Raw genomic sequence first — 16,611 nt, forward strand, 5'->3', positions numbered from 1 at the left:
TCGGTCTACGGCCTTACTTTTTGGATGATCTCTAACGTTTTCTTGGTTAGGGAAAACAGTTCATCATAATTTTTATCTTCTAACAGTTGTTTACTTACCAATTTGCTGCCCATCCCTACTGCGCATACACCTGCCTTAAACCACGAATCAATATTCTTTTCCTCAATTTCTACTCCTCCTGTTGGCACAAAAAGCTGCCCTTGAAAAAGTTCTTTAATAGAGGAAAGGTAAGCAGGCCCTAAAATATTTGCTGGGAACAGCTTTATGATACCCGCCTTATGTTGATGCGCAAGATTGATTTCTGTAGGGGTCATACAACCAGGAATCCAAAGTTTATCAGCTTGATGGACCAAATTTCCCACTTCTAGATCAACCACAGGACAAACAATAAAATCAGCATCTGCGGCTAGAAAATCAGCAAGTTCAGCTGTATTCTTAATGGTGCCAATTCCCAGAAACAAATCTTCCATTTCAGTTTTTAACGCTGCTTTAATGAACTTGAAATTCTCAAGCGCAGCTTCTCCCCGATTTGTATATTCGAACACACGAACACCGGCACGATATAGCGTCCGCACGATATCTAAGCTTACCTGAGCATCTTCGTAGTAAAAAAGTGGCAATAAACCTTGTGTGGTAATAGCCTTGATGGCAGCGTCTTTATTTTTAGTCATGTTTTGCTATCGTTTGTTCAATATCTGCAACTGTTGATGTGGTGCAATCACTGGGTATAAATAATTTATTAAATGCGGCAGCGGTTGCGAAATTTAAGGTTGGTAGTGGTTCTGTCCCCTTATACAATCCATAAATTAGTCCTGCCATAAAACAATCGCCACTTCCCACTTTGTCTAAAATACTTGCCGATTGATATTCATTTGACACGAACAGCTCATTATTAGTATAAAGTGTGGTATAATATCTAATGCCTTTTTCGTAATCGAAACGAAAGGTATTGGCCACCCATTTACATTTTGGATAGGATGCTACAATTGTCTCTGAAGTTAATCTTGCTTGCTCAAGATAAGTATTTTTATCATTGAGTTCGTGAATATTTTCTGGCACGCTAATGTTCAGCATTTTCTCTGCTGCCCAAAGGTTACCCATTACCAGATCGCAGTATTGCACTAAGGGTGGAATAATATCTTCGGGTTGTTTACCATATTGCCATAATTTAGCCCGGTAATTTAAATCGATAGAAATGGTGATATTTCTTTCACTCGCCGCTTTTACGGCCTCCATACATACATCAGCAGCTGCTTGATTTAATGCGGGGCAAATGGCGCTAAAATGAAACCAGCTTACGCCGGTTAAAACATGGTCCCAGTCTATAGAATTGGTTTTCAGCGTCGCGAAAGCAGAATTTGCGCGATCGTAGATCACTCCTGCATTTTTCAGGTCTTTGCCCTTCGGAAGATAATAAATACCGATCCGATCTCCCCCATGGTAAATCTTGCTCGTATCAATTTTACAGCCATCCATGTATTGCATTAACTGCTCGGCCATAAAATTTTCTGGCAGTGCCGTAAAATAAGCGGATGGAATTTCCCACAAAGCCAAAGCAGTGGCCACATTTAATTCGGCACCTCCTACATAAAAAGGCAGTTTATTCTCGGCAAGCCAAGTTCCATCCCCATCTGGACAGATGCGCAATAACAGTTCGCCAAAGCTTAATACCTTGCCCATATTAAAAGTTGAAGTAGGTTTTAGCATTGTTGTAACAGATATCCTGAATTACCTTGCCCAACCATTCTTTATCATAAGGCAGCTCGCCATTTTCAACATCAGTGCCAAAGAGATCGCACAAGATCCTTCTAAAATATTCGTGTCGCGGAAAAGAAAGAAAGCTTCTCGAATCGGTTAACATACCCACAAATTGGCTCAAAAGACCCATATTGGAGATAGCGTTTATCTGTTTGATCATTCCATCTTTTTGGTCTAAAAACCACCACGAAGACCCCCATTGCACTTTCCCGGCTACCGTACCATCCTGATAATTGCCAATCATGGTTGCCATTAGCTCATTGTCGGCAGGATTAAGGTTATATAAGATCGTTTTAGCTAATTTATTTTCGAGATCCAGTTTGTTCAAGAATTTTGATAATTGTTTTCCTTGAGGGAAATCACCAATAGAGTCGAAACCTGTATCAGGGCCTAGGGAGCCTAACAAACGATCATTATTATTACGTAATGCGCCCAAATGAAATTGCTGTACCCATCCTTTTTCATGGTCCCAAAGGGCGAAAGTGAAAAGCATAGCCGATTTAAACTTCAGGTTTTCTGCTAAAGAGATAGTTTCATTTTTTCTGATCTTCAAAAAAATTGAACTAATTTCTGATTCGGTATATTCTTCGGCATAAATGTGTTCCAGTCCATGATCGGATACCGAAGCCCCATTTGCCGCAAAATAATCGTGACGGGATTTTAAAGCAGTTAAATAGCTTTCGTAGGTATCAATGTTATTTCCTTTTAGGGCAGCTAACTTATCAATGTATAGGTTTAATCCACTTACATCATCGGCATTCATAGCCTTATCGGGCCTAAATGCAGGAAGTACATTTAATTCTACCCCGTTATTTTTGATCTTTTGGTGGTATTCCAAGCTATCCAGAGGGTCGTCTGTGGTACATAATGTTTTTACATTCATTTTGCGCAATAATCCCTGAACGCTGTATGCTTTGGTTTGCAATTTGGCATTACATTCATCGTATACTTTCCTCGCATTGGCGGAAGAAAGTACTTCGTGAATGCCAAAATAGCGTTGTAATTCGAGATGCGTCCAATGATAAAGCGGATTTCTTAATGTATAAGGAACGGTTTCGGCCCATTTTTCGAATTTCTCCCAATCGGATGCACCACCGGTGATATAATATTCATCAACCCCGTTAGCCCGCATGGCCCTCCATTTATAATGATCGCCATAGAGCCAAACCTGGGTAATGTTCTCAAAATTCTTGTCTTCGGCAATCTGATCAGGCAATAAATGATTATGATAATCAATTATAGGCATCTGTTTCGCAAATTCATGGTACAGCGTTTCGGCTGTTTTAGTTTGCAATAAAAAGTTATCGTCTAAAAAATTTTTCATTGTTTAAAATCTAATAGTCATCCGATGACTTAAGTCATCGGATGACTAGCTATACTCCACTAAAAATCGAAAATCCACCATCCACACAGATCATTGCTCCGGTTACAAATTGGGAAGCATCACTCAATAGCCACACCAATGCCCCTTTTAGTTCGTCAGGATCGCCAAAACGTTTAAAAGGGGTTTGCTTAATTACTGATTGTCCCCGAGGGGTAAAACCTCCATCTGGAGTAGTTAATAGGTTGCGATTTTGTTCTGTTAAGAAAAAGCCAGGTGCAAGGGCATTCATCCTAATTTTATCGCCATAGCGATTGGCCAATTCTACGGCGAACCACTGTGTATAGCAATCAACCGCAGCTTTTCCCATATTATATCCTAACACTTTGGTTACTGCTTTTTTAGAATTCATAGAAGAAATATTCACGATACTTCCCCTTCCCGTTTCTGCAATCGCTTCTCCAAAAACCTGTGTGGGGATAAGTGTTCCCCATAGGTTAAGATCAAGCACTTTTTTCATGCCGTCCATCTTCATCTTAAAAACACTTTCTTCTGGCTGTAAAACTCCATCGGGCATATTGCCTCCGGCAGCATTTACTAGTCCATCGATTTTACCAAACGCACCTATAACCTTTGTTCTAGCGGCAATTAATTGCTCTTCATCCATGGCATCTGCAATAAGCGCAATGGCCCTCCCTCCACTTTTGTTAATTGCCTCCGCTCTTTCGTTGGCGATTTCGGCGTTTCTGCCTAAAATTCCCACTGCTCCACCCGCTTCTACAATGGCATTTACAAACGAATTGCCTAAAATTCCCGTACCACCAGTTACTACAATTACTTTATCCTTCAAAGAAAATGATTGTTCCATTATTATATTGTGAATTTATGTTTTTCACCACCAAGGCACGGAGAACACAAAGGTGAGCAGTTAATTTCTTTGTGCTCTTTGTGTCTTTGTGGTTTATACTTTCTTAACTTATTTAAGTTCTTTTACTCCAAATGTATCCATATCTGCATAATCCAGGTTTTCGCCTGCCATCCCCCAGATAAAACTATAATTTTTTGTTCCGCTACCTGCGTGGATGCTCCAAGTTGGAGACAATACAGCTTCGTGGTTAGCCACAATGATATGACGGGTTTCTTGTGGTTCGCCCATATAATGGAAAACACGATGCTCTTCATCAACATCAAAGTAGAAATACACTTCCATTCTACGATCGTGGGTATGAGGTGGGATGGTATTCCAAATGCTCCCTACCGATAGAATGGTTAAACCCATTACCAATTGACAGCTTTGAATCCCGTCTTCGTGGATGTATCGAATAATTTTACGTTCGTTTGCGGTTTCAGTACTTCCTAATTGTGCTGAAAAAGCATCGGCATTTTGTAGATAAGTTGTAGGATAGCTATGATGCGCTGGTGCAGATAAAATATAAAAAACAGCAGGCTGATCGGCATTTTTGCTGCTAAATTTTACGTCTTTTACTCCTTTACCAAGGTATAGGCAATCTAGTTTTGCTAGTTCGTAGTTTTCGCCATCCGCCTCTATAGTTCCGGCACCACCCACATTGATGATCCCCATTTCTCTTCTTTCCAAGAAATAATCAGCGCGTAAAATAGCATAGGTTTCTAAAGGTACAACGGTGTTTGTTGGTGTAATTAATCCGGTTACCATCCTATCATAGTGGGCATAAACAAAATTTGCCTTGTCCTTTTCTTTTAATCCGTCTAAAAGAAAGCGTTCTCTGATCTTATCGGTCTGATAGGATTTAAAGTCTTCGGAGTGTACTGCTTGAATGATTTTCATTTTATGATATTAAGCATAGAGCATGGGGCATGGAGGATTATGGTGCTCTATGCGCTATGCTCCCTGCAGTTTGTTATAACGACACTCCTCTTTTCCAAGGAATAAAATCGTCTTGATTAAGTAAAACAGATTTAGGGATTACATCGCCACTGGCTGCTTTAATACAATATTCTAAAATATCTTCTCCCATTTCTTCAATGGTCTTTTCGCCTTCTATTACTGGCCCCGTGTTGATGTCGATAATGTCGCCCATGCGCCTTGTTAAGGCATTATTTGTGGACACTTTTATCACTGGGCAAACTGGATTTCCTGTTGGTGTACCCAAGCCTGTTGTAAACAAGATCAGCGTTGCACCGCTTGCTGCTTTACCAGTTGTAGCTTCTACATCATTCCCAGGAGTACATACCAGATTTAAACCACTTTTGGTTGCGGGTTCGGTATAATCCAATACATCTTCTACGGGAGAGGTACCCCCTTTTTTAGCGGCACCATTGCTTTTGATCGCATCGGTAATCAATCCGTCTTTGATATTACCTGGCGAAGGGTTCATATGAAAACCAGAGCCAGCATTTTCAGCGGCCTGACTATAAGCGCCCATCAGGTTAATAAATTTTTTGGCCGCTAATTCATCTTTCGTACGGTCTATCAGGTTTTGTTCGGCCCCACATAATTCGGGAAATTCGGCCAACAATACTGTAGCACCCAACGCTACCAACAGATCAGAGGTATAGCCCACCGCAGGATTTGCAGAAATACCACTAAAACCATCGCTTCCCCCACATTTTACTCCAATATTGAGCTTGCTTAATGGCGCTGGGGATCTTTCGATCTTATTTGCTTCGATTAAACCCTCAAATGTCTTTTTTATCGCTTCGGCAATCATACTTTCTTCGCTCTGCGATTGCTGTTGCTCAAAAATGAAGAGCGGTTTATTAAAATAAGGATTTCTATCCTTTAGATCTTGTGTAAAATCCTGAACCTGGAGATTCTGGCATCCCAAACTCAGTACGGTAACACCCGCAACATTAGGATGATCGGCATAGGCAGCCAGTAGTTTGCTTAAAATTGCTGAGTCTTGTCTAATTCCACCACATCCACCTTGATGGTTCAAAAATTTAATACCATCTATATTTTTAAATGGACGGTTATTTTTAACCCCTTCAAAAGAAAGCGGGGCTGATAAGGTTGAAACATCGACGCCATTTTGGTAGGCCTCTACCAATTGATGGGTGTACGACTTGTATTTTTCGGTAACTGCATAGCCTAATTCATTGTGCAGGGCTTCACGGATCACATCCAGGTTGCGGTTCTCACAAAAAACAGTAGGAATAAATAACCAATAATTTGCCGTACCTACCTTTCCATCAGCACGATGGTAGCCGTTAAACGTGCGTCCTACAAATTTGGAAACATCTGGTGCCTCCCAAGTATATTGATACGGGCGATATTGATAGGGTGCCGCCGCGTGTTTTAGGTTGTCGGTTGTCATTAATGTACCGGCACTTAACGGATACTGCACTTTGCCTACCAAGGTACCATACATATAAACCTCATCACCGATATTCATGGTATTGATGTAGAATTTATGCTTTGCATTAATATTATCGATAAGAAAGTAGGATTGGCCCTGATAAAAAACCGTTTCCCCGGCCTTAAGATCAGTTAATGCAACGAGTACATTATCCTTAGGATGTATTTTTAAGACCTGTTGTTTCATATTGGTTTAATCAATTGCGTTAAACGACAGCAGATTTAACGTCTGTTAATTCGGCCAATGCCAACATTATACCGTCTCTTTCTATAACTGCATATTTTGATGCCACTGCCTGTGTAAATCCGTTAAGTAAATTTAATTCAGTTTTCCAGAAATCCGCATCATTTAGTATAGTTTTTACGTAATCAATGTCGTCTAGCTCGGCTTTGTCATGAAAATAGGCAGCACTATCGTCTGTAATCCGGTAATTGATATTTTTAAAAGCCCCAAAATAGTGGTTATCTTTTTGCCGATCCACTTTCATAAACCTTAAATAAGCGGCAAAGCCAAAGGCGATGAGCTCTGGCACATTAGTAAACAATTTATAATGATTTAACAACAGTGGTAGGATGCGGATTTTCATCTTCATCGTGTACTGGAACGTTATATTCAGCCACAGATGTTCAATAGATGGGTTTGCAAAACGATCTTTTACGGTGTTAGCAAAGGCGGATGTTTGCTCAGTTGTAACGTGGTACGGAATAGCCGGACCGATTTCTGTAGCCATTAAAACATTGATGTACGTTCTGATCTGTTCATTTGTCATCGCATTTTTTACGGTATCGATACCTGAGAGAAATGCAATTCCCGAACTTAAGGTGTGGGTTCCATTTAGCAACCTAACTTTAAGCTCTCTATAAATTTCAATGTCTTCTGCTATTACCACACCTTTATCAGCTTTAGCAAAGGATAAAACTTCGGCCACTTTTTCATTACCTTCTATGGCCCAAAGGCGATAAGGTTCGCACATCGATATTAGATTATCGGTGTAGCCTAATTCTTCTTGCAGCTTCGATAAAGTCTGCGCATCGGGTTTTCCAGGAACGATTCGATCAACCAATGAGTTACAAAATTGATTATGGCTGGTTAACCAGGTAATAAAATCTGCACTTAAGTTATTGAACTTTGCAAGTTCTAAAACAAATTCTCCGAGTTTCTTTCCATTATCCGGAATTAATTCTGTAGCGATAATGATGAGGCCTGCTTCTGGGCTCCCCTTAAAAGTGGTATATCTATGATGCAAAACTGCTAATACCTTTGCAGGAAATGAGACTGGTGGATTTTGATCAATACTTTCTTTTACCAATTGAATTCCAACTTCGGTAGTGTTGGAAATGATGAGCTGTAAATTTGATGATTCGGCAATGGTTAAGATGGCATTCCAATTGTTATCGGCTGAAATTACCCTGCTTATGGCCGAAGAAATGATATTTTGAGCTACAGGCTCGCCATTTTCTATACCTCTAACACAAAGTGTATACAACGAGTTTTGTTGATCAAATTCTGTGGTAGATCCTCCTGTTGATTTTACCACTGCCACCCTACCTTTAAAAATGCCCTGACGATTTGCTTTATCTATAAAATAATCTGGAAGTCCGCGGAGTAATACGCCTGTTCCGAATTGTAATACCTTTTCTGGAAACTCAAAGCTATCAGGCTGTGGCATAACCACATTTCCCATAGCAATAAGGTTTAGATTTTCTTGAGATAAGATCATTTGTTTCGAAATACTGCTTTTCAATTATTGTTTGCCGAAAAAATAGAACAATGACTATCTCAGCTTTGGTTAAGACAATTATACCTATTTTTAGCTGGTAAAAACCCGATTTAAGCGCAAATATTTGCGCAATCGTTCCCGATTCAATTAGCTAATTATTTGCTTTCTGCCACTTTGGATAATCCTTTGCGATTAAATTAGTTGGCCAGATGCCATACCATCCATAGTGGGTTCTGCGCTCTAAGCTAATGTCGGCTACGTTGGTTTTTACAGAATTGTCTCGATCACCAAAAATAGGTTGGTTCGTTTGGAAATCGTAAAAGCGGCCCCATATGGTGGAGGTTGGATCAGGGATAAGCCCCATATCTTTCCCATCTGGAAATCTAGCAAATTTATATCCTGTGATTTTAGAAGTGTTAAACCAATCTATCGCACTAGAGATAGCTGTCTTAACCTCAGGTGAAGGATTTTTAAGACGCATTAAGAACCTCACAATACCTACCGATTCGGATGTACTCAGTGATGCAGGCTCAAAATTTCTCGCTTTGGCTGGTTTTAACGTATTTTGATCATATTGTGCTGCCCAAATACTAAGCTTGCCGTTTTGAACAACTTGTGTTTTTATGATACAATCCAATCCCCGCTCTATCGCACTTTTCGCAGCAGGAATATATTTTTTATTTACCACATCAAAATCATTGGCTTGAGTAGCAATGTTTAACATAATATTGAGGACATTGATCATTGCATCATCATTATAGGTAATTTCTGCCCGGTAAATACTCTTATCAGGGTAATATTGTGGCCATCCCCCATTTTGATATTGTGCCTTAATGAGATAATCGATCCCTCTTTCTGCCGCCTTAAGGTAGGCCGCATTATTGGTGGCTTTGTAGGCTTTTACCAGGGCATTGATTTCTCTGCTCGTTGCGCTATTGTCAATTGTGGCATGTTTCTCTGTAGTAGCTTTAATTTTTGCCAATAATGCTTCATTAATTGGCAAGCTATAATTTACCACACTTGCGTCTTCAAGCTGCTTTGGCCAAGCGCCGTTACTTAGTTGATAAATAAGCATTTTTTCGGCAACGGTATCAATTTTAGCATTGATCGGTACTGTATTTTGAGCGGTTGCACAAGAACAGAAGCTGATGCAGATGAGTGTATAGAATAAGATTTTTAGTTTTTTCATATAGCGAGTGGTTACACCGATTATAAGGATTTCACAGATTTTAATTATTGTTGTTTGTTTCACGATTGATTGCACCGTCCTTCGACTACGCTCAGATGACAAGCTAAAAGTTATATCAAATTAAGATTGCCACCCTGAGCGTAGTCGAAGGGCTTCTAACATTATTTAACTTGTTGTTTAACTATCCAGTTTATCAAATCACCCGCTGCTTTAAAATTATCGTATCCTGCGGGTAATTTTTTTCCATCTACATATTCATTGTAGAGCCATGGATCACCAATTACAAAAACGGTTCCCTTGCCCAATTTGGTTACCGACATTACATCTGCACCATCTTTATCCTTTAATACAGATTTAGCGGGGGCCGTAAGTTTCAGACTGCTATATTCTTTAATAAATAAATTAGTTGCCGTTTTAAAAATTTCATTTCCTGCAGGAACAACTACTTTAGCGGTTTCGAAATTGGTAGCTACTGGAACGGTACCCTTGCTATCGCCATTAAAAAACACACCAAAATTAGCGGCCAGCTTATTAAAATGAGCTAACTCGGCATTTGGCGCATCATTTGCCATTAATACGAGCACACCTCCCGCTTTTACCCAATTAGTAATTGCCGTAATATCGGCCGCTGCCACAAAATTTGGCTTCGGATTTTCCTTTTCGATATCTGGATCAACAATAATGTACACCGATGCCCCTTTTAAATTAACTGCAGTGGGCGCCTGGTAAAGCGTATTGGTTTTGTAACCAGCGTTGTTGAATAATCCACCCCAGAAAGAAAAGCCTCCGTTGTCTCGCTCATCCCACTTGTAATGCCAAGAAATTGAATTGTTGCTCTGGTCTATTCTCGATTCGTTGTTGAAATATGAATCCAATAGTACCGTTTTGCCTAAACCCGGTTTCGGTAATTTTGCGATTTCGATTTCATTGGCAGCCAATAAATATGCACCAACCCCTTTCGCATCGTTAGTAATTACTTTTTCACTGATGTAATAGTCAAAAGTACCATCACGATAAGGTTTACCTCCCAATCCAGAAACAGCCACTGTTCCTTTTAGATTAACTCTATCGGCAGAAACCGGTTCAATAAATTCCTTTTTTATCCCGTTATATCCTTTATCCGCCACTGCGAAATAAGTAGCTGGCAAATATCCCATACGAACCCCTTTGGCCAATGCATAAACGAACATACTTGAGGCCGATGCTTCGGGGTAATTCCCTTTACGTTGCGGTTGATCTAAAATATCGTACCATAAACCAGATTTAGGGTCCTGAACTTTTTGCGTAGCAACAGCAAAACGATTTAAAATGGCTATCAGTTCTTTACGTTTTGAATGGGTGGTGGGGAAATTATCAAGCACATCAACCAAAGCCATTCCGTACCATCCCATGGCCCTGGCCCAAAAATTGGGTGATCTGCCCGTGGTCTTGTTGGCCCATTGTTCTGCTTTAGATTCGTCCCAACCATGGTATAGCAACCCGGTTTTTGCGTCCCTGGAGTTTTTTTCCATCCAAATAAACTGATTGGCGATGTCGTCAAAAGCTTTATCGTTTTTAATTAGTGCCGCATATTCTGCATAAAATGGTTCTCCCATATATAAACCATCCAGCCACATTTGGTTCGGATAGATTTTTTTATGCCAAAACCCACCTTCAGTGGTACGGGGCTGCTGCTGTAGCTGGTCCCACAACAAGGTAGCCGCCTTGAAATATTTAGGCTGACCCGTTAATTTGTACAAACTCAATAAACTACGTCCGTTTTTTACATTATCGATGTTAAAATCGGTTTGTTTATAGGTATTGATTGTACCATCTTTAGTTACAAAAAAATCCATGCAGCTCTGCATGTACCTGAAATAATCTCCATTACCTGTTCTTCTCCAAACCGCATCTATACCTTCTAAAATCACTCCCTGATCATACGACCATTTAACTGGTCGGAAATTACCCGTACTTTTATCTAGCGAATCTTTTGACAGGGCCAACACCTGATCGGCCATTTGTTGGGAGAGAGGCTTTGTTTGGGCCTTGCTTTGGAACGCTGATCCGACAAAGAAGGCGAAGATTAAAAACTTGACTATCGATTTGTTCATGTTATTTATTGATCTGTACTGATTTTTCGTCGGCTCCTGCCACAAATTCTGTTTTTACCGTTGCTTTAGTGGCATCTAAACCTGTAGTTTTAATGGCACTGTTTCGGTCGCCACTAATGCGAAGCAGCAGTTTAGCTGTGTTATAATTAACGCGTTCGAAACTGATATTGTTACCGTTTTGAATATTAATTAATGGATCTGCCTCTTTTACAAGCAAATTGATGTTACTTAACGTTACATTTTTTGCTTCTTGGATATCGATCCCCTCTTTTGCTTTGATGTTTAAATTAGTTATTTTAATATTGCTGATGCTCAACTCTGGCAATCCTCTAATAAATACTGCTTTTGAAGCGCCGTCACATACTACATTTTCGATATTAAAATTCCTAAAAATGGGGGTTTCTTCGGTTACAGGGAACAGTTCTACCTTTGGCGCTTCTCGTTTTTCTCCCTTTAATGGAACCGGATCTACTGCTGCATAGTACATATCAAACAAAATGGCTTCGCCAACAATATCTTTCATGTTAATGTTTTTAACATAGATCTTTTCTACCACTCCCCCTCTTCCCCTAGTAGTTTTAAAACGGAGGCCGATGTCTGTACCTATAAACGAACAGTCAGACACAAATATATTCTTAGCTCCTCCAGACATTTCACTTCCAATCACAAATCCCCCATGGGCATGGTAAACCGTGCTATTGCGGATGATTACATTCTGGGTTGGCATACCCCGTTTTCTACCTGCGGCATCACGACCAGATTTGATACAAATTCCATCATCACCCACATCGAAAGTACTGCCCTCGATTAATACGTTTTTACAGGATTCAATGTCGATACCGTCTCCATTTTGAGCATACCAAGGGTTTTTCGCATACACATTTCTAACAGTTAGATCTTCACACATCAGTGGATGAAGGTTCCAAGCAGGCGAATTCTGAAAGGTAATCCCTTCTAGCAAAATTTTCTTGCATGAAGTAAGAACCAACAGATTAGGTCTTAAAAAATCTTTAATCGAATTATAGAATTCAGGAGTCTTATCGCCTGTAATTTCTCCAGGGTTTTTCAGTTTTGAGCCCTTGAATGTTTTTTCTGATGGGTACCAGGTTTTTTTATCGTCGCTAAGTATTCCTCCAGATGCTATCAATCTTGCCCACTGACTTTCGGTTAACTTATCTTTTTTAACCATTCGCCATGCATCTCCAGCACCATCAATAATCCCCAATCCCGTTATGGCAATATTTTGCTGGTTTGTAGCCCATAAGGGCGATTGGTTGCGCATTTGGGGCAAACCTTCCCAATTACTTGCCACTAAGGGATATTGGTCAAAATCTGTTGTAAATTGAAGAATGGCGTTAGCCTGAAGGTGAAGGTTTACATTACTTTTTAGTTCTATCGGACCAGTAAGCCACATGCCTTTGGGAACCAGTACTACCCCACCACCTTTTTTATTACAAGCAATAATTGCATTGTTAATGCTTTTGGTATTTAGGGTTAAACCATCGCCCTTGGCGCCAAATGCTAGGATGTTGAGGGTATCTTTCCTGAAAGACGTTTTAGCAATTACGGGAAGATTAGCGAAAGAATAGTTCTTCTCACTAGCAGATTGGGCATTAACAAAAAACGGAGCACAAAAAAAAAGCGCAAGGAAGATGTACGATAATTGTTTCATTGACAGTACAGGTATATTGGTTTTCAATAACAAGTCTACACAGTTTTAACCCTAAATGAAACTAAATCGTAGAAAATAAGTGTGCAATCGTTATCAGAGTTAGGTTAAACTTGAAAATTAAGCTCATAATGGAGTCCAGAAGTCGAGAAGTCCAAAAGCCCAACAGGGGATTGAGTCGAAAAGTCCGGAAGTCCAAGTGTCCGTAGTTGAACTTGAAAATTAAGCTCATAATGGAGTCCAGAAGTCGAGAAGTCCAAAAGTCCAAGAGGGGATTGAGTCGAAAAGTCCGGAAGTCCGAGAGTCCGTAGTTGAACTTGAAAATTGCTCTTAATGGAGTCCAGAAGTCGAGAAGTCCAAAAGTCTAACAGGGGATTGAGTCCGAAAGTCGGAGCCTTCGAAGGACGAAATAAGTATAGGTTGAGCCTGGAAATTGGCCATAGTAACTTGAAGATTCCCTTACGATAAATCAGCCCCTCTCCTTTAGCAGAGGCGGGGACGAGGTAAAAAAATCCCAGGTAAACCGGGATCTTTCATTAGTAGAGTATTAATTACTTCTATATCACTGGTACAAGTGCGTTTTTGCTAAGTGGTTTTGCTATCAGCTGTGCTACATGCGGATCTGCCTGCATTAATTTTATATCAGAAGCTACCTTCGAAGCCGTTAATACCACAATCTTACACGCTTTTTTCACTGCTTCTCCAAAAGCCGAAAACTGAGCTAAAAAGCCGAAACCATTCATTCCTGGCATATCCAAATCAAGCAGAATCAATGATGGGATAAATTTAGGATCATGCTGATTGTGATGTAGATATTCTAACGCAGCCATGGCACTTTGCATAACCACAATCTCCCTATTCGCGAACACCATTTTAACAATGTGCGTTGTAATCATCTGATCGATTGGATTATCATCTACAATCATTATCATATTCCCTTGCTCCATCAAATAATTACTTATTGGTTTAATTAACCTTTAACCTAAAACAAATTAAAAGCCACAAACCACTGGTCGGCAAAGATTTATAGTCGCACAGGTTGTTCCACAAATTTTAACCACTGCTGCCGCGAAAAAAGCAGCTGATTTTTACCTCTCAGGTCTAGGACCATCGTTTTATGAAGGATAACGTAAAAATGTATTGTCGACACAGTTGAAATAATTCCCCAATTTGTGTAAAAACTTACACGTTTTATTTACCTAAACTAAAAAATTGTATAGGATCCTGAGTTGATTTGAGATTGTTAACCTTTAAGTTAATTTCCGGTTTAGCGGCACCTTTTTCTTTCAGATAAAATAAGGTAATGGGATGGTATCCAGCTTTTAAGTTTAAACTGCAAATTTTAACTGTATTTGATTGATAGCCATAGTCTTCATCAATTAAATTGATATCATGGATTTTTAGGAATGCCTTTCCTTTGGCCGAAAGCTGAAAATTATAACTTCCGGCTTCTTTAATTAAAATAAAACCCCTGTAAACAATTAAATTTCCTTGATCAGCGGGCAATAGGATGGCCTCAGGTTTGGCTATTTTTCCTGTCTTAAATGGCGATAGGCCCGAAACTTCAGGAATCCATTTGGAACTGTTTTGGTAACTGTTCCAGATTAATCCATCCCTAAAATTTCCATTTTTTAACCCTTCGATCGGGGCATTGTCATAAGGTCTTTGCGCCGATGTATCCGCTAGTCTTACCTGCAAAACCTTCGCTTTAACAAATTTTTGCATAGCAGAATGATCTCCACTTTTAGCTAAATTATTTACCTGTTGTTTATCTGTTTTGATGTTATAGATTTCAAAATCATCATCAGCAGATTTAATGTTATATCTCACAGCCAATGTATCATCCATTCTGATCATTTGCATTTGATTTCTTCGCCTGCCCTGATGGCTTTTATCAAACTCATCAAAATCGGGAGTGGCTCCTTTCTCAAAATATTCGGTATAGATAAAGCTTTTATTAATCTTTCCCACGCCAGTAAGTTGGGAGAGCAATGAAACGCCATTAACTTTAACAGGAATAGTTAATCCTGCCGCTTGGGCAAAGGTTGGTAAAAAATCATACGAGATGGATGGGTTTTCCAGTATAAGGCTTGGTTTAATCAGATTTGGCCAAGATATCAGGGTCGGCATCCTCATCCCTCCTTCCCAAACGTCTCTTTTGATACCATCAAATGGGCCGAAGCTATTAAAAAAATCGGGTCTGTTTGGGGTAAATTCTTTCGGTAAATAGGATTCTATTGAGGGGCCATTATCAGATGTGAAAACAACCATGGTATTTGAATAGATCTTCAGGTCTTTTAGCAGCTGGATTAGATCGCCCACCTGATCGTCTATCCGGCGCACGATAGTGGCATATCTTTTAAACGTATCGGGCCAGGGAATTTCTGGAGTGGCTGCATTATGATCATGATCATAGGTTGCATCTCGATAATCTGGATGAACATACGAATCTATTTTACCCGAAGCGGTATTAATCATTTCTCCTGGCTTACCCACCCATTGCAATCCGCCTTTTAAACCTCCTTGCGCGGGATACTGCTGGGTTGGTAATTCTAAGGCGGCATGTGGATTATCATAAGCCAGGAACATAAAAAAGGGTTTGATAAGTTTGGATCTAGTTTGATCCACTATCCATTTTTTGGCAACAGCAGTAAAAAGATCACCGGTATAACATTTGTCCAATTTGCTGCTCAATTCAGTTCTATTTTCCCAAACTTCTTTTGGTTTTCTATACAAGCCTTCTTTAGGATAATGTTCATGTCCATCACTATGTCTCATATAGCCAAAAAAGTAATCGAAACCTCTATTTAAGGGATGCGCAGGCCAACTAGCTGTTACCCCCTGCAGGCCCCATTTCCCAATTGCAGCGGTGGTATAGCCCGCAGACTGTAATACGTTCCCAATGGTGTAGTTATCTTCGATTGCTTTATCAAACTGGTTATCTCGAACGTTTGCATGGCCTTGACTTACACCCAACATCATCGAGGCACGGGAAGGCGCACAGACCGGTGCCGCAGCATAATTATTGGTTAACATCGCTCCACTGGCTGCCAATTGATCAAGATTAGGGGTTTGCATCCAGGGTTCGGCCCTTTCATTTTTACTCTTGCGAAGGTTTTGGTAAAAGACACCCAAATCGCCATAGCCTAAATCATCGGTTACGATTAATATGATATTCGGTTTCTTGGTATTGAGAATTTGTGCTTTAACCTTAAAGCTTAAGGCAAGAGAGATTGATAGAGTTAAGGAAAATACCAGGGTCGGAGAGTTCTTCATTTTATGTTAAAGCTAAAGCTAAAACTACAAAAAACCCTTGAACTAACATTACAACGTTTCAATGTTAACGTCAAAAAAATAACCCTTAACAATACGTCTATCGTTAAGGGTCAATTCATTTACTTAAACATAGGTAGACTAAGTTTTTTTCACGTAAATATGCCCACCATCCGGTGAGTTTATTAATTAATCACTTGGGTTAACGTGAGTTACAATAAAATGTTTTATTAGAATTAATTTTATTCTT

General features: G+C 39.8%; 12 protein-coding genes. All 12 read right to left on the reverse strand.

The genetic code is table 11. The features are described from left to right. Nucleotides 1–5 precede the first annotated feature (5 nt). Nucleotides 6–671, reverse strand: a complete 666-nt coding sequence (locus AC6H0V_RS07555; RefSeq protein ID WP_497563114.1) for a bifunctional 4-hydroxy-2-oxoglutarate aldolase/2-dehydro-3-deoxy-phosphogluconate aldolase — start codon at nt 669–671, stop codon at nt 6–8. Beyond that, on the reverse strand, nt 664–1,707 hold the full coding sequence (locus AC6H0V_RS07560) for a PfkB family carbohydrate kinase (protein ID WP_497563115.1): 1,044 nt from the start codon (nt 1,705–1,707) through the stop codon (nt 664–666). Before AC6H0V_RS07560 ends, AC6H0V_RS07555 begins: the two co-directional genes overlap by 8 nt. Continuing rightward, entirely contained in the window at nt 1,682–3,082 is a 1,401-nt protein-coding gene (uxaC, locus tag AC6H0V_RS07565) for a glucuronate isomerase (protein ID WP_497563116.1), read from the reverse strand. Before uxaC ends, AC6H0V_RS07560 begins: the two co-directional genes overlap by 26 nt. A gap of 49 nt (nt 3,083–3,131) precedes the next feature. Continuing rightward, nucleotides 3,132–3,947, reverse strand: coding sequence for an SDR family oxidoreductase (locus AC6H0V_RS07570; RefSeq protein ID WP_497563117.1), 816 nt, complete (start codon nt 3,945–3,947; stop codon nt 3,132–3,134). Between the two features lie 108 nt (nt 3,948–4,055). Beyond that, nucleotides 4,056–4,886, reverse strand: a complete 831-nt coding sequence (kduI, locus tag AC6H0V_RS07575) for a 5-dehydro-4-deoxy-D-glucuronate isomerase (protein WP_497563118.1) — start codon at nt 4,884–4,886, stop codon at nt 4,056–4,058. 73 nt (nt 4,887–4,959) lie between these two features. Beyond that, nucleotides 4,960–6,603 carry a UxaA family hydrolase gene (locus AC6H0V_RS07580; protein WP_497563119.1) on the reverse strand — a complete coding sequence of 548 codons (1,644 nt, stop codon included), beginning with the start codon at nt 6,601–6,603 and terminating at the stop codon, nt 4,960–4,962. A 19-nt stretch (nt 6,604–6,622) separates the two neighbouring features. After that, nucleotides 6,623–8,137 (reverse strand): tagaturonate reductase, encoded by a 1,515-nt coding sequence (locus AC6H0V_RS07585; RefSeq protein ID WP_497563120.1) that lies wholly within the window; start codon nt 8,135–8,137, stop codon nt 6,623–6,625. A 151-nt stretch (nt 8,138–8,288) separates the two neighbouring features. Next, a complete protein-coding gene (gene pelA, locus AC6H0V_RS07590) occupies nt 8,289–9,326 on the reverse strand; it encodes a pectate lyase (RefSeq protein ID WP_497563121.1) in 1,038 nt (345 codons plus the stop codon). A gap of 161 nt (nt 9,327–9,487) precedes the next feature. Next, entirely contained in the window at nt 9,488–11,419 is a 1,932-nt protein-coding gene (locus tag AC6H0V_RS07595) for a glycoside hydrolase family 88/105 protein (RefSeq protein ID WP_497563122.1), read from the reverse strand. A gap of 1 nt (nt 11,420) precedes the next feature. Beyond that, on the reverse strand, nt 11,421–13,091 hold the full coding sequence (locus tag AC6H0V_RS07600; protein WP_497563123.1) for a glycoside hydrolase family 28 protein: 1,671 nt from the start codon (nt 13,089–13,091) through the stop codon (nt 11,421–11,423). A 554-nt stretch (nt 13,092–13,645) separates the two neighbouring features. Further along, nucleotides 13,646–14,035 carry a response regulator gene (locus AC6H0V_RS07605; RefSeq protein WP_497563124.1) on the reverse strand — a complete coding sequence of 130 codons (390 nt, stop codon included), beginning with the start codon at nt 14,033–14,035 and terminating at the stop codon, nt 13,646–13,648. A gap of 244 nt (nt 14,036–14,279) precedes the next feature. Then, on the reverse strand, nt 14,280–16,364 hold the full coding sequence (locus tag AC6H0V_RS07610; RefSeq protein ID WP_497563125.1) for a sulfatase-like hydrolase/transferase: 2,085 nt from the start codon (nt 16,362–16,364) through the stop codon (nt 14,280–14,282). Between the last annotated feature and the right edge of the window lie 247 nt (nt 16,365–16,611).

The organism is Pedobacter sp. NO84, from assembly GCF_059703915.1.